General features: G+C 68.6%; 20 protein-coding genes. 11 read left to right on the top strand and 9 right to left on the bottom strand.

The window, feature by feature from the left end; genetic code table 11:
• Window positions 1-12 precede the first annotated feature (12 nt).
• The 8 genes from RTY13_RS02385 (at window position 13) to RTY13_RS02350 (ending at window position 7,296) form a co-directional block, all read left to right on the top strand.
• The gene (locus RTY13_RS02385; RefSeq protein ID WP_312780841.1) at window positions 13-477 is read left to right on the top strand and encodes a GFA family protein; all 465 of its coding nucleotides are present in this window, start codon (window positions 13-15) and stop codon (window positions 475-477) included.
• 95 nt (window positions 478-572) lie between these two features.
• The gene (locus tag RTY13_RS02380) at window positions 573-959 is read left to right on the top strand and encodes a VOC family protein (RefSeq protein ID WP_312780840.1); all 387 of its coding nucleotides are present in this window, start codon (window positions 573-575) and stop codon (window positions 957-959) included.
• A gap of 80 nt (window positions 960-1,039) precedes the next feature.
• The gene (locus RTY13_RS02375) at window positions 1,040-1,741 is read left to right on the top strand and encodes a hypothetical protein (RefSeq protein ID WP_312780839.1); all 702 of its coding nucleotides are present in this window, start codon (window positions 1,040-1,042) and stop codon (window positions 1,739-1,741) included.
• A gap of 65 nt (window positions 1,742-1,806) precedes the next feature.
• On the top strand, window positions 1,807-2,364 hold the full coding sequence (locus RTY13_RS02370; protein WP_312780838.1) for a hypothetical protein: 558 nt from the start codon (window positions 1,807-1,809) through the stop codon (window positions 2,362-2,364).
• Window positions 2,365-2,379: 15 nt separating this feature from the next.
• Window positions 2,380-3,213 (top strand): S-formylglutathione hydrolase, encoded by an 834-nt coding sequence (gene fghA / locus RTY13_RS02365; RefSeq protein ID WP_312780836.1) that lies wholly within the window; start codon window positions 2,380-2,382, stop codon window positions 3,211-3,213.
• 6 nt (window positions 3,214-3,219) lie between these two features.
• On the top strand, window positions 3,220-3,465 hold the full coding sequence (locus RTY13_RS02360) for a hypothetical protein (protein ID WP_292083576.1): 246 nt from the start codon (window positions 3,220-3,222) through the stop codon (window positions 3,463-3,465).
• 115 nt (window positions 3,466-3,580) lie between these two features.
• Window positions 3,581-5,413: a DUF885 domain-containing protein gene (locus tag RTY13_RS02355; protein ID WP_312780834.1), complete on the top strand. Its 1,833-nt coding sequence runs from the start codon at window positions 3,581-3,583 to the stop codon at window positions 5,411-5,413.
• Window positions 5,414-5,505: 92 nt separating this feature from the next.
• The gene (locus RTY13_RS02350; protein WP_312780832.1) at window positions 5,506-7,296 is read left to right on the top strand and encodes a DUF885 family protein; all 1,791 of its coding nucleotides are present in this window, start codon (window positions 5,506-5,508) and stop codon (window positions 7,294-7,296) included.
• Window positions 7,297-7,377: 81 nt separating this feature from the next.
• On the opposite strand, the gene RTY13_RS02345 is transcribed toward RTY13_RS02350, so the two are convergent.
• Window positions 7,378-8,508 (bottom strand): DUF1176 domain-containing protein, encoded by a 1,131-nt coding sequence (locus RTY13_RS02345; RefSeq protein WP_312780829.1) that lies wholly within the window; start codon window positions 8,506-8,508, stop codon window positions 7,378-7,380.
• Window positions 8,509-8,705: 197 nt separating this feature from the next.
• Between RTY13_RS02345 and RTY13_RS02340 the strand changes: the two genes are divergently transcribed.
• Together RTY13_RS02340 and RTY13_RS02335 are read left to right on the top strand one after the other, a co-directional pair.
• Window positions 8,706-9,926, top strand: coding sequence for an NADP-dependent isocitrate dehydrogenase (locus RTY13_RS02340; RefSeq protein WP_312780827.1), 1,221 nt, complete (start codon window positions 8,706-8,708; stop codon window positions 9,924-9,926).
• 265 nt (window positions 9,927-10,191) lie between these two features.
• Complete coding sequence (locus RTY13_RS02335) at window positions 10,192-10,758, top strand: DUF2939 domain-containing protein (protein WP_312780825.1); 567 nt, start codon at window positions 10,192-10,194, stop codon at window positions 10,756-10,758.
• A gap of 235 nt (window positions 10,759-10,993) precedes the next feature.
• Here RTY13_RS02335 and alaS read toward each other — a convergent pair whose 3' ends face one another.
• From alaS to RTY13_RS02300, 7 genes are all read right to left on the bottom strand, one after another.
• Window positions 10,994-13,639: an alanine--tRNA ligase gene (gene alaS / locus RTY13_RS02330; RefSeq protein ID WP_312780823.1), complete on the bottom strand. Its 2,646-nt coding sequence runs from the start codon at window positions 13,637-13,639 to the stop codon at window positions 10,994-10,996.
• Window positions 13,640-13,771: 132 nt separating this feature from the next.
• Window positions 13,772-14,254 (bottom strand): ribonuclease E activity regulator RraA, encoded by a 483-nt coding sequence (gene rraA / locus RTY13_RS02325; protein ID WP_312780821.1) that lies wholly within the window; start codon window positions 14,252-14,254, stop codon window positions 13,772-13,774.
• 318 nt (window positions 14,255-14,572) lie between these two features.
• Window positions 14,573-15,652: a recombinase RecA gene (gene recA / locus RTY13_RS02320; RefSeq protein WP_312065489.1), complete on the bottom strand. Its 1,080-nt coding sequence runs from the start codon at window positions 15,650-15,652 to the stop codon at window positions 14,573-14,575.
• A 144-nt stretch (window positions 15,653-15,796) separates the two neighbouring features.
• On the bottom strand, window positions 15,797-17,308 hold the full coding sequence (locus tag RTY13_RS02315) for a CHAD domain-containing protein (protein ID WP_312780819.1): 1,512 nt from the start codon (window positions 17,306-17,308) through the stop codon (window positions 15,797-15,799).
• An 88-nt stretch (window positions 17,309-17,396) separates the two neighbouring features.
• Window positions 17,397-18,146, bottom strand: coding sequence for an SDR family NAD(P)-dependent oxidoreductase (locus RTY13_RS02310; RefSeq protein WP_312780817.1), 750 nt, complete (start codon window positions 18,144-18,146; stop codon window positions 17,397-17,399).
• A gap of 125 nt (window positions 18,147-18,271) precedes the next feature.
• Entirely contained in the window at window positions 18,272-20,212 is a 1,941-nt protein-coding gene (gene acs, locus RTY13_RS02305; RefSeq protein WP_312780815.1) for an acetate--CoA ligase, read from the bottom strand.
• 30 nt (window positions 20,213-20,242) lie between these two features.
• A complete protein-coding gene (locus tag RTY13_RS02300) occupies window positions 20,243-21,595 on the bottom strand; it encodes a DcaP family trimeric outer membrane transporter (RefSeq protein ID WP_312780814.1) in 1,353 nt (450 codons plus the stop codon).
• A 172-nt stretch (window positions 21,596-21,767) separates the two neighbouring features.
• On the opposite strand from RTY13_RS02300, the gene RTY13_RS02295 reads away from it, so the two are divergent.
• Entirely contained in the window at window positions 21,768-22,382 is a 615-nt protein-coding gene (locus tag RTY13_RS02295; RefSeq protein WP_312780812.1) for a response regulator transcription factor, read from the top strand.
• A 165-nt stretch (window positions 22,383-22,547) separates the two neighbouring features.
• On the opposite strand, the gene RTY13_RS02290 is transcribed toward RTY13_RS02295, so the two are convergent.
• Window positions 22,548-25,937: a PAS-domain containing protein gene (locus tag RTY13_RS02290; protein ID WP_312780810.1), complete on the bottom strand. Its 3,390-nt coding sequence runs from the start codon at window positions 25,935-25,937 to the stop codon at window positions 22,548-22,550.
• Between the last annotated feature and the right edge of the window lie 10 nt (window positions 25,938-25,947).

The raw sequence follows: 25,947 nt of genomic DNA, 5'->3' as shown, positions 1-25,947 counted from the left end.
GAAGGACATGCGATGAGTGACTGGAAACTGCCGTGGACCGGCGCCTGCCTGTGCGGCCAGGTGAAGGTCCGCGTGACCGAGGCGCCGGTTGTCGCCGCCGCCTGTCACTGTCGCGCCTGCCAGAAGCTGACGGGCGGGGCCTATTCGCTCAGTCTGATGCTGCCGGCGTCCGGGCTGTCGGTCGAGGGCGAAACCGAGATCGGCGGCCTGCACAATCCCGTGCCGGAGCATCACTTCTGCCCCTCTTGCAAGAACTGGCTGTTCACGCGCGGCATCGCGGGCGGGGCCTTCGTCAACGTGCGGCCCAGCCTGCTGGACGACGGGGGCTGGGTGGTTCCCTATGCCGACACCTGGACGGCGCAAAGCCTGCCGGGCGTGCAGTCCGGCGCGCGGGTGCATTACCCCGAGTTCCCGCCGGTCGAGGACTATGCCGGGCTGATGGAAGGCTACGCTCGCGACGGCGTCCGGCCGGGCTGAGGCGTTGCGGCAATAGTCAGTTGCCAAAAGAAACTTTATAGGCCTAGCTTGCTGTGCCCGGCGAACCGGCCGGGCGCATCATCGGGAGGAAGACCATGTTCACCCACGTCACCGTCGGGGCCAACGACCTTGAGGCGTCGCACAAATTCTATGACGTGGTGCTTGGCGCGCTGGGCCATCAGCCGGGCACGGCCAGCGACCAGCCCATGCCGGGCGTCTGGTACATGACGCCGCGCGGCATGCTCGGCGTGGTCAAGCCGCGCGACGGCCAGGCGGCCTGTCACGCCAACGGCGGCACCATCGGCTTCGCCGCGGCTAGTCCCGAGGCGGTCGTCGCCTTCGCCGAGGCCGGGGTTGCAGCCGGCGGCACGGCGATCGAGGATCCGGCCGGACCGCGCAACACGCCCTTCGGCGTCCTGCATCTGGCCTATCTGCGCGACCCGTCGGGCAACAAGGTCTGCGCCCTGCACCGGCCGTCGTAAAAGCCAGGCTTGCGACAACTGACCACGGGGCGACGTCGGGCTGATCCGCTACCACCCCTCGATCAATGGGGAGGATCATCATGAAATTCGACGCGCAAAAGGCTCTGATCGCCTATTCGGGCGTGCTGACGGCCGTCTTCGTGGGCGTCATGGTCTCGGGGGCGGTGTCAGGGGTCGGCCCGGCCCGCTTCACCGAGATCGACGTCCAGCGCATCAATGTGCGCGAGCCGGACGGCACGCTGCGGATGGTGATCTCCAACCAGACATCCTTCCCGGAAATCCCCTATCGCGGGCGCGAGGTGCCGCATCCGGGTCGCGATTCGGCGGGCATGCTGTTCATGAACGAGGAAGGCACCGAGGTCGGCGGCCTGGTGTTCGGCGGCAAGAACGCCGACGGGGTCAAGACGTCGGGCGGCAGCCTGACCTTCGACGGCTATGAACAGGATCAGACGGTTCAGATCATGGGCTTCCAGCAAGGGGCGCGACGGGTGTCCGGCGTCTTCGTCAACGACCGGCCCGAGGAGTCGATCGATTTCGCTGTGCTGGAGAGCCTGGCGAGTCTGACCCCCGAACAGCAGGAAGAGGCGATGAAGACCGCCAATCTGGAGGGCTTCCCGCGCGCCTTCCTGGGGCGTCAGGGCTCGGGCGCGTCGGAACTGGTGCTGCGCGACGGCGCGGGCAAGGCGCGTCTGGTGCTCAGCGTGGCGGCCGACGGCGGGGCGCGGATCATCTTTATGGACGAGACGGGCCGCGCGACGCGCGTGGTGACGCCCGAAGGCTGACGCGGGTCTATCTGCCCTGGTCCGCACGGGATAAAGCAGGGCGAAGGTTTGAAGGCGGAGACGAGATGAGGGCGAAAGCGGCGATGACGGCGGGGCTGGCGGCGTTCAGCCTCTCGCTGGGATTGGCGGCCTGCGACCGGGGCGTCGACGGATCCCCTGTGGCCGAAGCGCCGGCCGAGGCCTGGGTGGGCAAGGACGTGGTCCTCTATCTGCCGGATCCGGTCATGAAGGCGCGGGTCGAGATTTCGGCCCTGACGCCCTATGTCAACGCCGCGACGACAGCGGCCGAGGGGGCGTTCCGCGCCGCCCCGGTCCAGCCCGGCGCCTCGGGCATGGTGTTGCTGATGGTCAAGCCGGGCGGGCGGGCGAAAGCCTGGGTCGTCACCGGCGACCCGGCCCCTAGCCCCGAGACGGTCGCGGCGGTGGTCAAGGCGGTCGAGGCCGTGCCCGCGCCCGCCGTGCGCGAGGGGCCGGTCCTGGTCGGCGTCGGCTTCGAGGCCTGGGGCGGCGGCGCGCCGCCTGTCGGGGCCAGCCCGCCCATCCCGCGCGACTGGTACAGCTATTTCCCGAAGGACGGCGGCCGACTGGACGACGCCTTCATGGCCCGCGTCTGGCCTGACTGATCGGAGTTTGAGTTGATGGAAACGGTCAAGACCCACGTCGTTCACGGCGGAACCCTGCGTTATCTGAAGCACGACAGCGCCGCGACGGGAACGCCCATGACCCTGTCGGTCTTTGTCCCGGCCGGCGAGGGGCCGTTCCCGGTCCTGATCTGGCTGTCGGGCCTGACCTGCACCGAGGACAATTTCACCACCAAGGCCGGGGCCTACAAGGCCGCCGCCGAACACGGCGTCATCATCGTGGCGCCGGACACCAGCCCGCGCGGCGAGAGTGTCGCCGACGACGCCGCCTATGATCTGGGCCAGGGCGCGGGCTTCTATGTCGACGCAACGCAAGCGCCGTGGGCGCCGCACTTCCGTATGGAGACCTATGTCACGGACGAGTTGATTGCTCTGATCGACGCGGAGTTTCCGACCACGAAGACGCGTTCGATCTTCGGCCATTCCATGGGCGGGCACGGGGCGCTGACCCTGGCCCTGCGCCACCCCGACCTGTTCAAGTCGGTTTCGGCCTTCGCCCCGATCTCGTCGCCGACGCACTGTCCCTGGGGCGAGAAGGCGTTTTCCGCCTATCTGGGCGAAGATCGCGCCGAATGGGCGAAACACGATGCGGCTCTGCTGATCGAAGGCGGCGCGGCGGCGGGGCGTTTCGACGACATCCTGGTGGATCAGGGCGAGGCCGACAGCTTCCTGGTCGATCAGTTGAAGCCCGAGCTTCTGGTCGCGGCGGCCAAGGCGGCGGGACAGCGGCTTACCCTTCGGATGCAGGCGGGCTATGATCATTCCTACTTCTTCATGGCCAGCTTCGTGGACGACCACGTGGCCTTCCATGCGACCCGCCTGAAAGCCTGAGACTTCATGACTGACGCCGCCCCCGACTTCGCCCACGTGGACTTCGACGAGATGTTCGCCGCCCTGTGCAGCGAGGTCGGCTTCTGCCTGCATGAAAAGGGTCAGAAGAAGGTGATCGCGGCCCTGCCCAAGGGGCTGGACGCGGCGATGAAGGCGGTTCTGGCCGCCGAGGGCGTGGATGAGCCCAATGCGCCGGGCGACCTGAAGAAGGCCGTGCGCGACTGCCTCAAGGCCCACGTCCAGCCTGGCTGAACCCGCCAACGGGCGAAGGATGGAGGAAACTTCATCCGCGCCGTGATCATGGCGCCTTGCGGGGCGGCGCCGCTTCGATAGTGTCCCCTCCCATCGCTTTTGGGAGGAAGCCCCGATGATGGACCGTCGCCGCCTGTTGATGACCGCCGCCCTGGGAGGCGCGTTCGCGACCTCGGGCGCCGCCCGCGCATTCGCGCAGACCGCCGCCGCTCCGGCTGCGGGTCCCGCCTCGGCCCAGTTCCTGGCCCTGCTCGACAAGATCGCCCAGGAGATGGTCCTGTCCGATCCCGAGACCCTGACGGCCCTGGGCATGGACCGCGGGCCGATGGCCCAGGCGCGTTTCAAGCTGAGCGACCGCTCGCAGGCCAAGATCGACGCCGACAAGGCCAAGTTCATCGACGGCATGAAGGCCGTGAAGGCCATCGAAAAGGCCCAGCTGACGCCGACCGAGCAGACCTATTACGACTCGCTGGAGTTTTTCGGCGACACGGTGATGGAGGGGTACGGCTTCCCTTACGGCGGCGGCATGTTCCCGTCGCCCTACACGGTCAGCCAGCTGGGCGGGTCCTATCAGCAGATCCCCGACTTCCTGGACAGCCAGCATCGCATCGAGGCGGCGGACGACGCCGACGCCTATCTGTCGCGCCTGTCGGACTTCGCCAAGGGGCTGGACGCCGAGCGCGAGCGGATGCTGGCCGATTTCGCCGCCGGCGCCGTGCCGCCCGACTTCGTCATCGACCGCACCCTGACCCAGATGGCCGCCATCACCGGCACGGCCCCTGCCGACTCGGTCATGAGCCAGTCGCTGGCGCGCCGCACCGCCGAGAAGAACATCTCCGGCGACTGGGCCGCACGCGCCCAGGCCATCCTGGCCGGCGAAGTCTATCCGGCCATCCAGCGTCAGGCTGACGCCCTGAAGACGGTGCGTCCCGGCGCGATCCACGACGGCGGCGTCTGGCGCCTGCCCAAGGGCGAGGACTATTACCGCTTCGGCCTGAAGTACTTCACCACCTCCTCGATGACGCCGGACGAGGTGCACCAGATGGGGCTCGAGCAGGTGGCCGAGATCTCGGCCCGCACCGACGCCCTGCTGAAGGCGCAGGGCATGACGCAAGGCACGGTCGGCGAACGCGTGGCCGCCCTCGGCAAGGACCCGCGCTTCGTCTATCCGAACACGGACGAGGCCAAGGACGAGCTGATCAAGGAACTGAACGCCCAGATGGTGGCCATGCAGGCGCGCATGCCCGACTATTTCGGCCGCCTGCCCAAGTCGCCGTGCGACATCAAGCGCGTGCCCAAGGCCATCGAGGCCGGTGCGCCGGGCGGATATTACCAGCCGCCGGCTCTGGATGGCTCGCGTCCGGGCGCCTACTACATCAACCTGCGTGACACGGCGGAATGGCCCAAGTGGACCCTGCCGACCCTGACCTATCACGAGGCGGTGCCGGGCCATCACTTCCAGATCGCCCTGCAGCAGGAGAAGCCGGACACCCCGTTGCTGATGAAGGTCATGGGCTTCTCGGCCTATTCCGAGGGCTGGGGCCTGTACGCCGAGCAACTGGCGGACGAGATCGGCGCCTATGAGAACGATCCCTTCGGCCAGATCGGCTATCTGCAGTCGCTGATGTTCCGCGCCGCGCGTCTGGTCGTCGACTCGGGTCTGCACCACAAGCGCTGGAGCCGCGAGCAGGGCATCCGCTACATGGTCGACACCCTGGGCGACCAGGAATCCAGCATCGCCACCGAGGTCGAGCGCTACTGCGTCTGGCCGGGCCAGGCCTCCAGCTACAAGGTCGGCCACACCACCTGGGTCAAGCTGCGCGAGGACGCCAAGCGACGTCTGGGCAGCCGCTTCGACATCAAGGGCTTCCATGACACCGGCCTGAACCTGGGCGGCGTGCCGCTGACGGTGCTGGAGCGGACCATGAACGCCTGGACGCCTGCCTAGGCCCTTTGAACCACGGGCGCGCCGGCCTGATGATCGTCTGAGTGAAAGAGGGGGCGCGCGGCGTCGCGCTGTCCTCGTCGGGGAGTACCGCCATGATCGACCGCCGCCGCCTGTTGTTGACCGCCGCCGCCACCGCCGCCGTCGCGCCCTCTCTGGCCCATGCGGCGTCCGGTGATGCCGATGCGCGCCTGAACGGCCTGCTCGACGGCTGGTTCGAGGCCGACATCGACGAGTCGCCCGAGCGCGCCACCAACCTGGGCCTGGACAAGGGCGCCCGCGCCGGTCTGTCGTCCAAGCTGAGCGAGGCGGGTCCCGACGCCATCCGCAAGGACCGCGACAAGGCCATCAACCGCTGGGCTGCGCTGCGCGCCTTCGACCAGACGGGCCTCAGCGAAGCCGGCGCCCTGAACTACGCCATCGCCGCCTTTGGTCGCGAGACCTCGGCCGAGACCTCGCGCTTCGCCTATGGCGCGGGACCGGGCCGTCCGTCGCCCTATGTCGTGACCCAGCTGTCGGGCGCCTATTTCGAGACGCCGGACTTCATGGACAACCAGCACCGCATCGAGGATGCGGCGGGCGCCGACGCCTTCCTGTCGCGCCTGTCGGCCTTCGCCGGGGTGCTGGACGGCGAAACCGAAAAGGTCCGCGAGGACGCCGGCCTGGGCGTCATCCCGCCTGACTTCATCATCGACCGCATGCTGCCCCAGGTCCGCACCCTGCGTGATACGAACGCCGCCGACCTGGCCATGATCAAGTCGCTGGTGCGCAAGACAGCCGCGCTCAACCTGACCGGCTATGACGCCCGCGCCGCCGCCATCGTCGATCAGCAGATCAAGCCCGCCCTGGCCCGTCAGGTCGCGGCCCTGGAGGCCATCCGCCCGCAGGCGACGCACGACGCCGGGGTCTGGCGTTTGCCGGACGGCGAGGCCTTCTACGCCAACGGCCTGAAGTCCAACACGACCACCACCCTCAGCGCCGCCGAAATCCACAGGATGGGCAAGGAGCAGGTCGCCGAGATCAGCGCCGAGATCGACGCCATCCTGAAGTCGCAGGGCTATACGCAAGGGACGGTCGGCGAACGCGTCCAGGCCCTGAACAAGGACCCGGCCCAGTTGTTCGCCAACACCGACGAGGGCAAGGCGGAGCTGCTGGTCTGGCTGAACCATCTGGTCGCCGAACTGGAGCCCAAGCTGCCCTCCGTCTTCGGTCGCCTGCCCAAGACCCACGTCGAGATCCGCCGCGTGCCGGTGTCGATCCAGTCGGGCGCGCCGGGCGGCTATTACCAGGGGCCGCCGCTGGATGGCTCGCGTCCGGGCGCCTACTACATCAACCTGCGCGACAGCGGGAACTGGCCGAAGTTCGCCCTGCCGACCCTGACCTATCACGAGGCCTCGCCGGGCCACCACCTGCAGGTCGCCCTGCAGCGTGAGTCGGGCGAGCTGCCGCAGTGGCGCCGCGCGGGCGGCTTCTCGGCCTACAACGAAGGCTGGGCCCTCTACGCCGAGGCTGTCGCCGCCAACGACCTGAACGCCTATGCGGACAATCCGCTGGGCCGGGTCGGCTTCCTGATGTCCTATCTGTTCCGGGCCGTGCGTCTGGTGGTCGACACCGGCATCCACTCGGAACGCTGGAGCCGCGAACAGGCGGTCGAATACATGGCGGCCTCGGGCGCCAAGCCGCTGGACGCCTCGAACAGCGAGATCAACCGCTACACCGTCTGGCCGGGCCAGGCCTGCGCCTACAAGGTCGGCCACACCGTCATCGCCCGCCTGCGCAAGGAGGCCGAGGCCCGGCCCGGCTTCGACCTGCGCGCCTTCCACGACAAGGTGCTGATGAACGGCTCCCTGCCGCTGGCGGTGCTGGAAGCCCAGATGCGAGCCTGAGGCGCCGATCAGGGTTGAAACGAAAGACGGCCCGGACGTTCGCGCGTCCGGGCCGTTTTCATGTCCGGCGCTGGATGGCGGTCAGGTCGCCGCGCGCCAGGTGGTCGGCCACAGGTCCTGGGGAACAGCCGTGCAACTGGGCATGACCTTCTCGTCCAGCAGGGCGAAGCGTTCGCCGGTCCAGGCCCAGACGCCCATGCGGCCGCAGTCGCCGAGACCGCGCCCCTTGCCGAAGGCGAAGAGGGTGCGGGTCTTAGGGTCATAGCGGCTGTTGACCAGGGTCTCTTCACTGCCCGCCGCCGTGGGAAAGGCGACCGGCCGGGGCGCGGTCCCGTCGGCCGGAGTGATGAAATAGGTCTGGCTGAAATTATAGGCCCCTTCGCCGCACGGCACGCTCCACAGCAGCTTGTCCGCCGCCAGACGCGAGACCTCGACGCTCGGCTCGAACCGTTCGCCCCTGCGGGTTTCGGCCAGGCATTCCTTGACCTTGGGGTGGGCCAGAAGCGCCGGGGACAGGTCGTCCTGAACCAGACCGTTCTGGGCGACGGCGGCGGCCACGGTCACGCGCGGGGCAGGCGGGGCGGCGGGCACTTCGGCGGCGGGCCGGTCGCCGCGCCGGATCAGGGCGGTGGGGGTGTTCAGCCGCCCCTGACGCTCGTCGATCCACAGGAAGGCGGCGGCCGCCCCGCCCAGGCTGACCTTCATCTGTTCATCCCCGCGTCGCAGGGCCATGAAGGAGCCGTTGCCCAGATCGTGCAGCAACTGGGCCGAGGGCGTCCTGAAGGCGATGACGTCGCCTTCCTCGTCCATCTTGGTGTTCTGGCCCGCATAGCGGCGGCCGTCGATCTCGGCGTAGACGTCGCCTTCGCCGTCCTCCAGACCCCAGCCGCCCATGTGGACGACGGGCCGTGCCTCGGCGCCGGGAGCCAGGGAAACCAGGACGAAGCCCATGTTTTCATGCGCCGAACCAAAGGCCACGCAGTGATTGGTGTTGTCGCAGGTGGCGGTCCAGTCGCGGAACTCGCGCGTCACGCTGGGCGGATTGGCGGTCGTCCCGGCGGACGGCGACGTCGCCGCCGTCTCGACCGCGACGTCGGAGGCGGCGGGGGCCGCGGCGGGCGAGGCGTCGCCCTCCTTCTTGCCGCAGGCCCCCAGCGCCAGAGGCAGGGTCAGGGCGGCGGAAGCGGTCAGCAACAGGCTGCGAAGCGTCATGTCGGGCGTCTCATCAGCGAGAGGGGAAAGATCAGGGGCGGGCCCCATGAACGGTCAAGCTGGCCGCTGGTTCAAGTCATGTGGGGGCATTTTGCGCAGGAGCGCCGATCGCGCCGCTCAGCCTTTGCGCCCGCGCCCGCGTCTCGCTATACCGCCCGCACGATATTCCTTCCCTGATTAAGAGACAGAGGCAGAGCATGGCCAAGATCAAGGTCGCCAACCCCATCGTGGACATCGACGGCGACGAAATGACCCGGATCATCTGGCAGATGATCAAGGACAAGCTGGTCTTCCCCTACCTGGACCTGGAGCTCGACTACTACGACCTCGGCATGGAGCACCGCGACGCCACCGACGACCAGGTGACGATCGACGCGGCCCACGCGATCCAGAAGCACGGCGTCGGCGTCAAGTGCGCCACCATTACCCCGGATGAAGCCCGGGTGAAGGAATTCGGCCTGAAGAAGATGTGGAAGTCGCCGAACGGCACCATCCGCAACATCCTGGGCGGCGTCGTCTTCCGCGAGCCGATCATCTGCAAGAACGTGCCGCGTCTGGTTCCGGGATGGACCCAGCCGATCGTCGTCGGCCGTCACGCCTTTGGCGACCAGTACAAGGCCACCGACTTCCTGATGCCGGGCGCCGGCACCCTGTCGATCAAGTTCGTCGGCGACGACGGCCAGGTGATCGAGCACGAGGTGTTCAAGTCCCCGTCGGCCGGCGTGGCCATGGGCATGTACAACCTCGACTTGTCGATCCGCGACTTCGCCCACGCCTCGTTCAGCTACGGCCTGGCTCGTAACTATCCGGTCTATCTGTCGACCAAGAACACCATCCTGAAAGCCTATGACGGCCGCTTCAAGGACCTGTTCCAGGAAGTCTTCGACGAGCACTATGCCGAAGAGTTCAAGGCGCGCGGCCTGACCTACGAACACCGTCTGATCGACGACATGGTGGCCGCCGCCATCAAGTGGTCGGGTGGTTTCGTCTGGGCGTGCAAGAACTATGACGGCGACGTGCAGTCGGACATCGTGGCTCAAGGCTTCGGCTCGCTGGGCCTGATGACCTCGGTGCTGATGACGCCGGACGGCAAGGTCATGGAAACGGAAGCCGCCCACGGCACCGTGACCCGTCACTATCGCCAGCATCAGAAGGGCGAGGCCACCTCGACCAACTCGATCGCCTCGATCTTCGCCTGGTCGGCCGGCTTCAAGCACCGCGCCAAGTTGGACGACAACGGCGCCCTGCTCGAGTTCGCCGAGACGCTGGAACGCGTCGTGGTCGAAACCGTCGAGTCGGGCTTCATGACCAAGGACCTGGCCCTGCTAGTCGGCGACCAGCAGTCGTGGCTGACCACCGAGGGCTTCCTGGACAAGGTCTCGGAAAACCTGCGCAAGGCTCTGCCGAACATCGGCTAAGGCCAGCAACGCGCTCACGCTGCTTGAGCGCGTAGTCGTGAACATCAAGGCCCGCCGACCCGGCGGGCCTTTTTGTTGTCTGCAGCCCTCCCCACAGCCGTCATCCTCGGGTCAAGCCCGAGGATGACGGCGAGGACGAATGACACCGGGTGTTAACGACGCCCTTGAGCCCCCTTTCGAACCATGTCCTTAATGTCGCTGGGGGTTTCGAGTTTGTATCGCAGATGTCGCTGACCCGTCGCGTTTGTAAGGCAGGGGAGGGCCGATGAACCGCAAGCTGATCATTCGACTGGGAGGCGCCGCCGTGGCGGCCTTCGTCCTGGCCTATGCCGCATCGCCGCTGCTGGCGGCGCGATCCCTGGTGCAGGCGGCCAAGACCGGTGACGAACAGGCGCTGGAGCGCCAGGTCGACTTTCCCGCCTTTCGCGCCAGCCTGAAGGACGAGCTGAGCGAGCGCATGGTCAGCGAGATGCGCAAGGACAGCCGGCTGAAGGACAGCGGCCTGTCGGGTCTGGGCATGATGCTGGCTCCGGCGCTGGTCAGCGGCGCGGTGGACGCCTTCGTCACGCCACAGGCTATCTCGGCCATGGTGCAGGAGGGGCAGGCGCCCAAGCCGGATCTGGCCAAGGTCGAGCCGGAGGTCGGCCCGAAGCACGAGAGCCAGCCCGAGAGCAAGAAGGTGCGCCAGTCGTGGAGCTATCGCGACCTCGACACCTTCGCCGTCACCCTGACCCGCGACGACCAGCCGGACGAGCAGGTCTCCCTGCTGATGAAGCGCCGCAACCTGTTCGGCTGGAAGCTGGCGGGGATTGATCTGAGCAAGGCGGAGTAACGCATTCTCTGCTCCCTTCCCCCTCGAGGGGGGAAGGGTCGGGGATGGGGGTGTGCACGCCGCGCGTTGAGGATGCGGCGCGAGAGGCGCGACGTCTCACGCGCCAGCCTTCAAGCGACCTGCCTTCACCCCCACCCAACCCTCCCCCCTCGAGGGGGAGGGCTTTGATCCCGGCCAAAGAAAAAGGGCGGTGCATTCGATGCGCCGCCCTTTCCTGTTTCAGTCCTGAGAGGGCTTAACCCTTCAGCGCCGCCCGGATCGCGTCCAGACCGGCTTCGGCTTTCGAACCGTCCGGGGCGCCGCCCTGGGCGAAGTCGGGCTTGCCGCCGGCGCCCTTGCCGCCCATGGCGATGACGGCGTCGCGGGCTAGATCAGCGGCGTTCACCTTGCCGGCCATGTCAGGCGTGGCGGCGACGGTGATGGCCGCCTTGCCGTCGACCACGCCGACCAGGGCGACGACGCCCGAGCCGAGCTGCTTCTTGAAGTCTTCGGCCACGCCGCGCAGGCCCTTGCCGTCCACGCCGTCCAGAACGCGGGCGATCAGCTTGACGCCGTTGATTTCTTCCGGGGCCGCATTGGCGCCCGCGCCGCCGCCCAGCGCAAGCTGCTTCTTCAGGTCGGCGACCTGCTTCTCCAGCGTCTTGACCGAGGCCTGCAGGCCCTCGACGCGGGCCGGAACCTCGGCGGTCTGGATCTTGAAGCCCTGGGCCAGCGAACGGGCGACATTGGCCTGATCCAGCAGGAAGCGGCGGGCCGCATCCCCGGTCAGGGCCTCGACGCGGCGCACGCCGGCGGCCACGCCGCCTTCCGAGACGATCTTGAACAGGGCGATGTCGCCGGTGCGGAAGACGTGGGTGCCGCCGCACAGTTCCACCGAATAGGCGCCGGGGCCGCTCAGGGCATGGCCGATGGTCAGGACGCGGACCTCGTCGCCGTACTTCTCGCCGAACAGGGCCACGGCGCCGGCCGCGATGGCGGCGTCGGGCGTCATCAGCTCGGTCGTAACCGGGACGTTCTGGCGGATGACGGCGTTCACCTCGTCCTCGACGCGGGCGATCTCCTCGTCCGTCATCGGGGCGTTGTGGCTGAAGTCGAAGCGCATGCGCTCGGCGTCGACCATCTGGCCCTTCTGGGCGACGTGGGCGCCCAGGACGTTCTTGACGGCGGCGTGGAAGAGGTGGGCGGCCGAGTGGTTGGCGCGGGTCGTCGGGCGCGAGCCTTCCTCGACCGTGGCGGTCACGACCGCGCCGGTCGCCAGCGACCCTTGCGTCACTTCCAGCGTGTGAACGTGCAGGTCGCCGCCGTGCTTCTTGGTGTCCAGGACGCGGCCTTGGCCGCCGCTCCAGACGAAGGCGCCCTTGTCGCCCGCCTGGCCGCCGCCTTCGCCGTAGAAGGGGGTCTTGTCCAGCAGGACCTCGACCGTGTCGCCGGTCGCGGCGGACGCCGCCTCGGCGCCGTCCTTGACGATGGCCAGGACCTTGCCTTCGCTGGTCTCGGACTCATAGCCGGTGAACTCGGTGCCGCCGTGCTGGTCGCGCAGGGCCAGCCAGGCGCCGGCCGAGGCCGTCTGGCCCGAGCCCTTCCAGTGCTCGCGCGAGCGGTCGCGCTGCTCGGCCATGGCGGCCTCGAAGCCGTCGACGTTGACGCTGAAGCCGCGACGGCGGGCCTCGTCCTGCGTCAGGTCCAGGGGGAAGCCGTAGGTGTCGTAGAGGGTGAAGGCGGTCTGGCCGTCCAGCATGTCGCCGGCCTTGAAACCGGTCGTGGCCTGATCGAACAGGTTCATGCCGCGGCCGAGCGTGGTGCGGAAGCGGATCTCTTCCTGCTTCAGCGTGTCTTCGATGAAGGCCTGGGCGCGGCCCAGCTCGGGATAGGCCTCGCCCATCTCCTCGACCAGGGTCGGCACCAGACGGTGCATCAGCGGGTCGGCGGCGCCCAGCAGGTGGGCGTGACGCATGGCGCGGCGCATGATGCGGCGCAGGACATAGCCCCGGCCTTCGTTCGACGGGGTCACGCCGTCGGCGATCAGGAAGGCGGTCGAGCGCAGATGGTCGGCGATGACGCGGTGCGACGGCGCGCGCTCGCCCTCGGCCTTGGTCGAGGTCAGCTCTTCCGAGGCGTTGATCAGGCTCTTGAACAGGTCGACTTCATAGTTGGAGTGGACGCCTTGCAGGACGGCGGCGATGCGCTCCAGACCCATGCCGGTGTCGACGCTGGGCTTGGGAAGGTTGCGAACGATCTCGTCGTTCTCCTTCTCGTACTGCATGAAGACGTTGTTCCAGATCTCCACGAAGCGGTCGCCGTCCTCGTCCGGCGAACCGGGAGGACCGCCGAAGATGTGGTCGCCGTGGTCGTAGAAGATCTCGGTGCAGGGGCCGCACGGACCGCTGTCGCCCATGGCCCAGAAGTTGTCGTTGGTCGGGATGCGGATGATCTTCTCGTCCGCGAAACCGGTGACCTTCTTCCAGATGTCGAAGGCTTCGTCGTCGGTGTGATAGACGGTGACCAGCAGGCGCGCAGGGTCCAGGCCGAACTCCCTGGTCAGCAGGGTCCAGGCGCTCTCGATGGCGTGGTCCTTGAAGTAGTCGCCGAACGAGAAGTTGCCCAGCATTTCAAAGAAGGTGTGGTGACGCGCGGTGTAGCCGACGTTGTCCAGGTCGTTGTGCTTGCCGCCGGCGCGCACGCATTTCTGCGAGCTGGTTGCGCGCTTGTAGGGCGGGGTCGCGCCGCCGGTGAAGTAGTCCTTGAACGGCACCATGCCCGCATTGACGAACAGCAGGGTCGGGTCGTTCTGTGGCACCAGCGGAGCCGACTGCACCTTCTCGTGGCCGTCGGCCGCGAAGTAGTCGAGGAAGGTGGAGCGGATCTGTTTCAGGCTGGTCATGGCGTATCGCTCTAAGGAATTCGGGCGCGCGGGGAGAATATCGGAACGGGCGTCATATAGGGATTTTGCGCCGAGCGCATCACTGGCGCGTGATCGCGTGCGCCGACGCGCGCTTTTCCCGCCCGGCGGCCGCTAATCGTGCAGGCGACGCGGGGCGACGATGACGCCGTCGGCGTCGGCGTAGAGCCAGTCGCCGGGGGTGAAGATGACGCCGCCGAAGGCGGTGGGGATGTCGATCTCGCCGATGGCGTCGCGGTCGGCGCGCAGGGGGATGGTCCCGACGGCCTTCACGCCGACCGGCATGGTGTTGATGACGCCGCTGTCGCGGATGGCGCCGTGGACGACGATCCCGGCCCAGCCGTTGTCGATGGCCAGGGTCGCCAGGTTGTCGCCGACGAGGGCGCGTTTCAGAGAACCGCCGCCGTTGACCACCAGCACCGCGCCCTGACCGGGCCGCTCCAGCGCCTGACGGACCAGGGCGTTGTCGTCCAGCACGCTGAGGGTGCGGATCGGGCCGTGAAAGGCCGTCGTCTGACCGAAGCTGCGGAACGGAAACTGGCAGACCTTCACCACATCGGGATGGGCGTCGCAGAGGTCGGCGGTGGCGGGGGTCATGGCAGGCTCCGGGGTCTTGAGGTCGACAGATTGCCCGGCGGGACGGACCGAGAAAAGAGGCGGTTCATTTCAACGTCCGCTCATCCCCGCGGAGGCGGGGACCCAGTGCTTTGGCTTCAAGGCGGCTCGGTCCACGAACAAGCAACCAGCCCGGCGCTCTCACTGGGTCCCCGCCTCCGCGGGGATGAGCGGGAGAGGGGAGGCGACAAAAAAGCGGCCCGCCCGAGGAACTCGGGCGGGCCGGCTCCGTCCGACCGACCCCGCGGGGTCGGTAGGCGGGTCGCGGGGACGACGGACGGAAGCTGTGTCGGAGGGGGATCAGCCCTCCAGATCTTGACCTTCGTCAGGCTCGGGCGCGCCCAGCATGTCGTCGGCGATCTTGGCCGTGGACTGGCGCACGGCCTTCTCGATGGCGAGGGCCATGTCGGGGTTGTTCTTGAGGAACTCCTTGGCGTTCTCGCGGCCCTGACCGATGCGGGTCGAGTCGTAGGAGAACCAGGAGCCCGACTTCTCGATGATGTTGGCCTTGACCCCCAGGTCGATGATCTCGCCGATCTTGGAGATGCCTTCGCCGTACATGATGTCGAAGATGACCTCGCGGAACGGCGGGGCGACCTTGTTCTTGACCACCTTGACGCGGGTGGTGTTGCCGACGACCTCGTCGCGGTTCTTGATCGCGCCGGTGCGGCGGATGTCGAGGCGGACCGAGGCGTAGAATTTCAGCGCATTGCCGCCCGTCGTCGTCTCCGGCGAGCCGTACATGACGCCGATCTTGTGACGGATCTGGTTGATGAAGAGGACGATGCACTTGGACTTGGAGATCGAGGCCGTCAGCTTGCGCAGGGCTTGGCTCATCAGACGGGCCTGAAGGCCGGGCAGGCTGTCGCCCATCTCGCCCTCGATTTCAGCGCGCGGGGTCAGGGCGGCGACCGAGTCGACCACCACGATGTCCACGGCGCCCGAGCGCACCAGGGTGTCGACGATTTCCAGCGCCTGTTCGCCGGCGTCGGGCTGCGACACCAGCAGGTCGTCGAGGTTCACGCCCAGCTTCTGGGCGTAGACGGGGTCCAGCGCGTGTTCGGCGTCGACGAAGGCGGCCACGCCGCCCTTCTTCTGGACCTCGGCCACGGTGTGCAGGGCCAGGGTGGTCTTGCCCGAGGATTCCGGGCCGAACACCTCGATCACCCGCCCGACCGGCAGGCCGCCGATGCCCAGGGCCATGTCCAGTCCCAGCGAACCGGTCGAGACGCTCTCGATTTCGTTCACCTGCCCGGCCTTGCCGAGCTTCATCACCGAGCCCTTGCCGAAGGCGCGATCGATCTGCGCGATCGCCGCCTCAAGAGCGCGTTGCTTTTCGCCGTCTTCTTTACCCACGAGCTTCAATGCCGCCTGTGCCATTGGTTTTCTCTCCCTTGCCATGATTCCATTCTGGGCTTTGGGAGAGACCCGCCAGGACCCGCTCCCTCTGTGAGACGGACTATGTGCATGGTTTGTTCTGGTTCACAAGATGTTCTCATTTGCGGGGTGAGAACAAAATGCGATCTACGACCGTTTCTGACGTGATCGACGCTGGGTCCAGAAGGGCTTGGCGTCGTGAAAACCCCCGCCAGCCTTGAGCGCGGCGGCCAGAAGCGCGGCCTCGTCGCGTTCACGCCGACCGATGACGCGTCCGGCGGCGAAGGCCACGCTTGCGTCGTCTAGAGCGGCCTCGCCGGGGATGCGGTCGCGCGCCACGGCCAGATCATTGAGGGCGCCCAGCCGGTCCTGCAGCCGTTCCAGCGCCTTCAGATAGCGGGCGCGGCGACGACGCGCGGGGAACAGGTCGGCGAAGAACTCGGCGGCGTAGCGCAGACGCTTGGCGCGGATGCGCAGGTGGTGGCGGGCCTCGGCGTCCAGATCGGTCAGGTCGCGGGCGCGTTTTTCGACCTGACGGTGCAGGTGGCTGAGGGCCTCGGCGGCGAAGGGGGTGATGGGGGCGTCGGGCAGGGCCGTCGTCTCGATCCAGGCGGTCGTCTCCAGCATCAGCAGGGCGTAGCGCGGCGAGGCGATGGCCGCCAACACGCGGTCATAGGCCTGACCCCGAGCGGTCAGCAGGTGGCGCCCCAGCGGCGCAAGGTCAGGAGAGGGGGCCTCCAGCGCTGTGGGGTGGAAGACGTCGCGGATAAAGACGTCGAGGTCGCGGGCGGCGTCGGCCTCGCGCGCCAGCCACTTCAACTCCGTCTCTATGCGCTCGCGCTCGGGCTCGGCCAGCAGGGGCTTGAAGACGCCGACGGCGGCGCGCAGGCGGCGCAGGCCGACCCGCATCTGATGCACGGCCTCGGGGCGGCGCACGACGTGCAGCAGCTCGGCGTTGGCCGAGGCCTGGGCCAGACAGACCATGGCGATGCGGCGGAAGGCGACGGCTGTTGTCGCATCGGGCGACAGCGGGGTGGCGACGGCGCGGCGCGGGCAGCGGCTGATCTCGTCGGCCAGCCGCCAGCCGCGCTCGGCCTTGCTCTCGAACACGGGGACGATGGAGAGATCTTGGGCCAGCCGTCGGGCCAGGCTGAACAGGGCGGAGGGTTCGCCCGCTTTCAGCTCCAGCTCCAGTTCGTAGATGGGCTCGCGTTTGTCGTCCGCCGTCAGTTCGCCCGCGTCGAAGGCGACCTCGATGCGGGCGCCCTCCCAGTCGACCATGCGGATGCGGCGCACGACCGTGGTGGCGAAGCGGGGGGACAGGTCGCGGCGGCGTCCCTTCAGCAGCCTGTGGGCGGGCGTGGCCTTGAGCGCGGCGCGGTCCAGCGCCTCGGAGGCGACGGGGGCTTCCCACTCGTCGCGGGCGGTCTGGCCGGGCGCGGTCTGGCGCTTGAGGGTCTGGACGAAGCCGTCCGGCGTGGTCCGCACCCGCAGACCGCACCCCGCCGCGCGCAGCACGCCGTCGGGGGTGTCGAAATAGACCGAGCGCAGGGACTGGCTGGTCTGCGGCCCTTGCAGCGCCGGGTGTCCTGATAGGCGCACGACCGCGCCCGGCCCGAGCCGGAACTTCAGTTCGGTTTCGGTCGCGGGCGAGGCCATGGGGCTATTCTAGGCTTCTCGCGGTCATCCCGGAAGCGGCGAAGCTGTGCGTGATCCTCCCCCGCTCCGCAGGGGAGGATCGGAGCTGTCAGCCCCGCGCCACCTGGAACCCCGCGAAGGACTGGCTGACAGGCATCAGCTCCAGCGCATTGATGTTCAGGTGCGGCGGCAAGGTGGCGACCCAGAACAGGGTCTCGGCGATGTCTTCGCCGGTCATGGGCTGGGCGCCGCCGTAGAGGGCGTCGGACGCGGCCTGGTCGCCGCTGGTGCGGACCAGGGTGAACTCGGTCTCGGTCATGCCCGGCTCGATGGAGGTGACGCGCACCCCGGTGCCGTGCAGGTCGGAGCGCAGACCCAGCGAGAACTGGCGCACGAAGGCCTTGGTGCCGCCATAGGCGTTGCCGCCCTTGTAGGGATAGGACGCGGCCACCGAACTGATGTTCAGGATGGCGCCCTTGCGCGCGATCAGGCGCGGCAGCAGGCGGCGCGTGATGGTCACCAGACCGGTGATGTTGGTGTCGATCATCTGACGCCATTGATCCAGATCGGCCTCCTGGGCGGCGGCCGTGCCCAGCGCCAGCCCGGCGTTGTTGATCAGGACGTCGATGTCGCCAAAGCCCGCGGGCAGGGCGTCCAGAGCCGCATCGATAGCGGCTTCGTCGCGGATGTCGAAGACGAGGGGATGGACCACGTCCGCGCCCAGTTCGGCGACCAGTTCGTCCAGACGCTCGGCGCGTCGGCCGGTGGCGATGATTTTCCAGCCCGCCGAGGCGAAGCGGCGCGCCGCCGCCTGTCCGATGCCCGAAGTGGCGCCGGTGATGAGGACGGTTCCGCTCATGGTCTGCTCCTGTTCGCTGTCGGGGGCTGTCTAGCGCCGCCTTGGCCCAGGCTCAAATGACGAAACGGCCGACGCCCCCTTTCAGGAACGCCGGCCGCTTGCTCCGGGGAGAGCGGGGGAGGTCATCAGGCGGCCCGGTTCTTCACCAGGTCGTCGACGACCGAAGGGTCGGCCAGGGTCGAGGTGTCGCCCAGGGCGCCGATCTCGTTCTCGGCGATCTTGCGCAGGATCCGCCGCATGATCTTGCCCGAGCGGGTCTTGGGCAGGCCGGGCGCCCACTGGATCACGTCGGGGGCGGCGATGGGGCCGATCTCCTCGCGGACCTGGGCGACCAGGGCCTTGCGCAGGGCGTCGGTCGCCTCGACCCCCTTGTTCAGGGTGACATAGGCGTAGATGCCCTGACCCTTGATGTCGTGGGGGAAGCCGACCACGGCGGCCTCGGCCACGTCGTCGTGCAGGACCAGGGCGCTCTCGACCTCGGCCGTGCCCATGCGATGGCCCGAGACGTTGATGACGTCATCGACCCGGCCGGTGATCCAGTAGTAGCCGTCGGCGTCGCGGCGGCAGCCGTCGCCGGTGAAATACTTGCCCGGATAGGTCGAGAAATAGGTGTCGAAGAAGCGCTGGTGATCGCCATAGACGGTGCGCATCTGGCCCGGCCAGCTGTCGGTGATGCATAGATTGCCCTCGGTCGCGCCGTCCAGAACGCCGCCTTCGGCGTCGACGATCTGCAGCTCGACGCCGGGCAGGGGCTTGGTGGCCGAGCCGGGCTTGAGGTCCGTCGCGCCGGGCAGGGGCGAGACCAGCACCCCGCCGGTCTCGGTCTGCCACCAGGTGTCGACGATGGGCAGGCGGCCCTCGCCGACCACCTCATGATACCAGCGCCAGGCCTCGGGATTGATCGGCTCGCCGACCGAACCCAGCAGGCGCAAGCTCTTGCGGCTGGTCGCCTTCACCGGGGCGTCACCTTCGCGCATCAGCGAGCGCAGTGCGGTGGGGGCGGTGTAGAAGATCTCGACCTTGTGCTTGTCGATGACCTCCCAGAAACGGCTGACGGTCGGATAGTTGGGCACGCCCTCGAACAGCAGGGTCGTGGCGCCATTGGCCAGGGGCCCATAGACGCCATAGGAGTGACCGGTCACCCAGCCCACGTCGGCGGTGCACCAGAAGACCTCGCCGGGACGATAGTCGAACACCAGCTCGTGGGTGTAGCTGGCCCAGAACAGATAGCCGCCGGTGGTGTGCAGCACCCCCTTGGGCTTTCCGGTCGAGCCCGAGGTGTAGAGGATGAACAGGGGATCCTCGGCCTGCATCGGCTCGGGATGGCAGTGGGCCGTGACCTTGGCGGCCTCGGTCGCATAGTCCCGGTCGCGGCCCTCGACGAAGCCGACGTCCGCGCCGGTGTGGCGGATCAGCAGGACGCCGTCGACGCCCGAGACCTTTTCCAGCGCCTTGTCGACATTGGCCTTCAGCGGGACCTTCTTGCCGCCACGGCAGCCCTCGTCGGCGGTGATGACGAAGGTCGAGCCGCAGTCCTCGATGCGCCCGGCGATGCTGTCGGGCGAGAAGCCGCCGAAGATGACCGAGTGGACCGCGCCGATCCGCGCGCAGGCCAGCATGGCGTAGGCGGCCTCGGTGATCATGGGCAGATAGATGGTGACGCGGTCGCCCTTCTGGACGCCGTTGGCCTTGAGCACATTGGCCATGCGGCAGACGCGTTCGTGCAGCTGGCCGTAGGTGACGTGTTCGCTGTCGCTCGGCTCGTCGCCTTCCCAGATGATGGCCGTATCGTTTTCGCGATGGGGCAGGTGGCGGTCGATGCAGTTGGCCGAGACGTTCAGCACGCCGTCCTCGAACCAGCGGATGCGGAAGTCTTCCTTGTTGAACGACACGTCCTTGATCTTCGACGGGAAGGTCATCCAGTCGAGGCGTTTGGCCTGTTCGCCCCAATAGGCGTCCGGGGTCTCGCGCGCCGCGATCCGGGCCGTGTCATAGGCGGCGCGGTCCATGTGGGCGCGGGCGGCCAGGTCGGCGGGGACGGGATAGATTTCCGGATCAGTGGACACGCGTTTCCTCCAGTCTCGTTCTTGTTCTTCTTAGAAGCCGTATTTGGCGAACAGGATCAGACGGGTCATGTCGCCGTCCAGTCCCGACTCCAGCTTGCGGTCAGCGAACATCAGTTCGGCCCCGACATCAAACGCTGATACGGGCGACCAGATGAGGTTGGCGTGCAGGCTCTGGGCCGAGCGGTTGGCGCCCGTGCCGGTCAGCAGGACGTCGTTGTCCACCTTCTGCGCCGACCAGATCAGGCTGGAGCGCCAGCCGGGCGTCCAGACGTGGCGATAGGCGGCGAAGCCGGCGACCACGCCGATGGCGTCCAACTGGCCCGAGGCGTCCAGCACCGCGTCGTTGGAGAAGTTGAGCCCCAGATAGCGGCCCACGCCCTCGCCGCCCGACAGCATGAAGCGCAGGTCGTCCTGGGCGCCGACCTTGACCTTGGCCGAAGCCGACAGGCCCCAGCCGGTGGCCGTGTCGTCGACGGCGCTGGCCGGGTTTTCATACTTCAGTTGGCGCAGCAGGCCCGCGAACTGGATGTCGCCCCAGGGGCGGCTGAGGGCATAGCGGGCCGTCAGGTCGGGCAGGCTGTTGTCGTCGGCGATGATCCGCGCGCCGCCGCCGAAGGGGGTGACGGTGGTCTCGGGGTTCTCGACCGCTATGGAGAAGGGACCGCGCGTGTAACGGACCTGAACCTGCCGGGCGAAGACCGTGCCCTCGGCGGCGCCGACGAAGTCGGCTGATTCCGGCAGGACGGCGGTGTTCTGGAAGTTGGTCCACTCCTGACCGATCAGCCAGTTGTCGATGGTGACGAAGGCGCGGCGCAGGGCGGGGGTCGAGGCGCTGGTGATGCGTTGATCGCCGGTTCCGGGCAGGCTTTGGAAGTCCATCTCCAGCCGGGTGCCGACCTTGCGGCCGCCGACCAGACCGTCGGTGGTCAGCCAGAAGCGGGTCTGACGGGCGTTGAAATCCATCGCCGTGTCTTCCTCGGCGCCCCCGACCGGGATGGAGCCGGGCAGGTGGTAGTCACGCAGCAGGTCGCCGTTGGCCGGATCGCCCCCGGAATAGCGGGACGCCATGGCGTCGACCTTGACGAAGCCGCCGAACTTCACGGTGTGGTCGCCGATGCGGAAGCCCTCTTCGCGAGGGCTTGTCGAGACGGGCGTCGGGGCCGGCGGGGCGGCCGGGCGGGTCTCCAGACGGATGATGTCCTGGGCTTGCGCCGACTGTTGCGTGCGCGCGGCGGCGACCTCGGATTTCAGGCTGTTCAGCTCGGCCTCGAGCTGGGCGATGCGCGCCTCGAGGGCCGCATTGGCGTCCTGCGCCCAAACGGCGCCGGGCGCGAACAGGAGCGCAGCCGCGGCCGCGCCGCCGAGCAGGCGGTGTCTTCCCATGTCATATCCTCCCGGGTTCATCTGATGCGAACCTCGAGACCGCAGCTTTCCGTGCGAGGGCGGTTTGCGGCCATTAGCCATTGGTCTAGTTTCGACCAAAGTCGAGGCGCGACATGGTGTCGTCACAGCGCGGCCTCGACCCGAAAAAGAACCGCGCACGGGAAGGATTTTCATGGATCGCATCGTCGTCGCCGACGACCACCCTCTGTTTCGGGCGGCGTTGAGATCGGCCGTCGAAAAGGCCGCGCCCGGCGCCGTGATTGCGGAATGCGCCAGTCTGGCCGAGGTTCTGGCGACGCTAGGCGAGGGCGCGGCCGACCTGCTGCTGCTGGACCTGAAGCTGTCGGACAGCGAGGGCATGGCGGGCCTGAGCCGCATCCGCGCCGATCACCCCGCCGTGCCTGTCGCCGTGGTTTCGGCCAGCGAGGAGCCGCCGACCGTGCGCCGCGCCCTGACGCTGGGCGCCGCCGGCTTCATCCCCAAGTCCGCCGCCCTGCCGGTCATGGTCGAGGCGATCGAGGCCATCCTGGCCGGCGACGGCTGGGCTCCCGACGTGGGCGAGCCGGGCTCGGAGGAGGGCGACCTTGAAGCCCGCATCGCCAGCCTGACCCCGTCGCAACTGCGCATCCTCGAAGGCCTGAAAGCCGGGCGGCTGAACAAGCAAATCGCCTTCGACCTCGGCGTCACCGAGGCCACCATCAAGGCCCACCTGACCAGCGTCTTCCGCAAACTGGGCGTGCACAACCGCACCCAGGCGGTGATTTTGGCGCAGTCGATCGACTTGTAACGCGCGGCTGCTTTCCTCCCCTTCATGGGGAGGGTGGCTGAGCCGTCAGGCGAAGCCGGGTGGGGGCGCTATGGTAGTTCAGGCGCTGCGGACAATCTGCCTCGCCCTCCCCACCCGGTCGCTCCGCGACCACCCTCCCCATGAAGGGGAGGGAGATTTTCAGAGTCAGCGCGACAGAAACGCCTTCAGCGCCGCTGGCTTGACCGGCTTGGGCAGCAGGGTCGCGCCCGCCGCCGTCGCCGTCTCTTTCAGACCTTCGCGGGTGTCGGCGGTGACCAGGCCAATGCGGCGCAGGCCCCGCGCGCGCAGGGCGTCGACGACCGTCAGCCCGTCCGCCCCGTCGCCCAGATGCAGATCGACCAGGGCGGCGTCGAAGGGGCCCTCGGCGGCGATGCCTTCGGCCACGGTGCGGACGGTGGTGGCCTGGGCCCCCCAGCGGGTCAGCAGGGCGGTCAGGGCATCGAGGATGGCCGGTTCGTTGTCCACGCACAGCACCCGCAGCCCCGACAGCGGCAGGCGGACGTCGCCCTCGGCAAGCGGCGCAATCACGACCTCGGCGGCGGCGCGCGGGGCGCTGACGCGGAAGGTGGTGCCGCGCCCGACGCGCGAGGCCATCGACAGGGGATGGCGCAGCAGGTCCGACAGCTTCTGCACGATGGCCAGGCCCAGACCCGCGCCCGGCTCGTCCACCGGAGCGCCGGGCAGGCGGACGAACTCGCCGAAGACGTTTTCACGGTCGGCGTCGGGGATGCCGCGCCCGGTGTCGCAGACCAGCATCCGCACCGTCTCGCCGTCTCGCCGCGCGCCGACCAGCACCCGGCCCCGGTCGGTGTAGCGGATGGCGTTGGCCGTCAGGTTCTGCAGCATGGAGCGCAGCAGGTCGTGGTCGGAGGCGACCCACAGGCCCGAAGGCACGACGGTCAGGCGCAGCCCCTTGGCGCGGGCCATGGGGGCGAACTCGCGGCGCAGCTCGGCGAACAGGGCGTCCAGCGACAGGGGGGCCACGGCGGGCTGGACCCCGCCCGCCTCCAGCTTGGACAGGTTGAGCAGGGCGGTCAGCAGGCGGTGGGCGCTGTCGATGGAACGGTCGGCGTTGGTGGCCAGACCGCGCGCGGCGGACCCCGCCGCCAGCGCCGGTTCCTCCTTCAGGGCGGCGATGAACAGGCGGGCGGCGTGCAGGGGCTGCAGCAGGTCGTGGCTGGCGGCGGCGAGGAAGCGGGTCTTGGACACGGTGGCGTCCTCGGCCAGACGGCGGGCTTCTTCGAGCCGTTCGGTGCGGTCGGCGACGCGAGCCTCCAGTCGCTCGTTGGCCTCCTCCAGATCGCGCGCCGCGCGGCGCAGGGCGGTGATGTCGGTATAGCTGGTGGCGTAGCCGCCGCCGGGGATGGGGGCGCCCGACGAGCGCAGGATGCGGCCGTCGGGTTGCTCGCGCTCGTGGTCGTGCGGGATGCGGCGCGACAGGGCCTCCAGCCGCCGCTCGACCCAGGCCTCGATGTCGCCAACGTCGGCGTCGCTCTCACCGCGCTCGGCGTTCAGGCGATAGACGGCGGCGATGGGCAGACCGACGTGGACGAAGCCGGGCGGCAGGTCGAACATCTCGACATAGCGCCGGTTCCAGGCGGTCAGACGCTGGTCCTCGTCCACCACGCTGACGCCCTGGTCGATGTTGTCCAGGGTGGTCTGCAGCAGGTCGCGGTTGAACTGGACCGCCTGCGAGGCCTCGTCCAGCATCCGCACCACGTCCTCGGGCGCGCGCCCCCCGGCGGCCAGGGCGGCGGCGATGACGCGCCGGGCGGAGGCGGCTCCGACGGCCCCCGCCAGCATCCGCTCGGCGGCGCGGGCCAGACCGGCCTCGGCCGGGTCGGCGTCGCGCAGCTTCTGGTCGGTCTCTCGCGCCCAGGCGGCGAAGGCGCGCTCGGCTCGCTCGTCGCCGATGAAGCGGGCGACCAGGGCCTTGAGGTCGCCGACCGAGGCCCCGGCGGCGGCCCCGCGTCCCTCCATCCAGTCCGGACCCAGCCGGTCGACGAAGGCGCGGGCCTGGACCCGGTCGATCAGGCGCGGCGTCCCCAACCTGGAGACGGCGACGAAGACCCCGAGGTTCAGCGCCAGACTGAGGAAGACCCCTGCCGCGAACGGGTCGGCCAGCCCCAGCATGGCCGGAACGTTCAGGCCAAATCCGGGCGCCAGCTGCGGCGCCGCCAGCATGACCACCCAGACAGTCATGCCGACCGCCAGCCCCGCCAGGGCTCCTCTTGAGCGCCCGCCGCGCCACAGCACCGCCCCGAAAAGGGCGGGCGCCAACTGGGCCAGGGCGGCGAAGGACACCAGCCCCATGGCCGCCAGCCCGCTGGATTGGTCCATGGCCTGATAATAGACCCAGGCCATCAGCAGCAGGGCGACGATGGCCACCCGGCGGATGTTCAGGATGGCGCGCGCCATGTCGCCGGAGCGTTCGCCGCGACTGCGACGCTCGGCGGCCAACAGGGGCAGGACCAGGTTGTTGGACACCATGGCCGACAGGGCCACGGCCTCGACGATGACCATGGCCGTCGCCGCCGAGAATCCGCCGACGAAGACGATGGCGGTCAGGGCCGAATGTCCGTTGTTCAGCGGCAGGGCCAGCACCAGCAGGTCGGGATTGACGTGGGGGGCGAAGAGGCCGCCCGCCGCCACCAGGGGCAGGACGGCCAGGCTGGTCAGCAACAGATAGAGGGGAAAGATCCAGCGTGCCCGCCGCATCTGGGCCGGATCGCCGCCCTCGACAAAGGCGACGTGGAACTGACGCGGCAGGCAGAAGATGGCCAGGCTCGCCACCAGGACAATGGCCCAGAAGCGCCCGTCCAGATCGGGCCAGCGGGCCAGATCGCCGAGGCTGGCGGTGACATGGGCCGAGGCCGGCGCGTGACGCAGCAGCATCAGGGCGAAGACGGCTACCGCCAGCAGGGCGGTCAGCTTGACGATGGACTCGATGCCGATGGCCTGGATCAGGCCGCGATTGTGCTCGGTCAGGTCGGGACGGCGCGCCCCGAACAGGATGGCGAACCCGGCCAGCACCCCGGCCATGACCAGAACTGTCAGGCTCTCCGAGCCTGCGACGGGCGTCCCCTCGGTGATCATCTCCCCGGCCATGGACAGGGACTTCAACTGCAGGGCGATGTAGGGCAGGGAGCCGAGGATGGCGACGGCGGCGACCGCCGCGCCCAGGGCCGGGCTCTTGCCGTAGCGCGAGGAGATGAAGTCGGCCATCGAGCCGACGTTCTCGCGCCGGGCCGCCGCAGCGATCCGCTTCCATAGCGGAAACAGCACCGTCACCCCGAGCGCCGGACCGATATAGATGGGCAGGTATTCCCACGCCGAGCGCGCCGCCGTGCCCACCGCCCCGTAATAGGTCCAGGAGGTGCAATAGATGGCCAGCGACAGGGCGTAGAGCGACGGCCCCAGCGCCCCGCCGCGCGTCTTGATCGACGGGCGTTCGTACCACCAGGCCACCGCGAACAGGGTCGCCATGTAGGCGGCCACCAGGGCCAGGGTCGCGAGGCTGAACATGACCGACATGTGGGACGCA

The organism is Brevundimonas sp., from assembly GCF_032055285.1.
Taxonomy (GTDB): domain Bacteria; phylum Pseudomonadota; class Alphaproteobacteria; order Caulobacterales; family Caulobacteraceae; genus Brevundimonas.
This window is presented reverse-complemented; position numbering and strand designations above follow the sequence as displayed.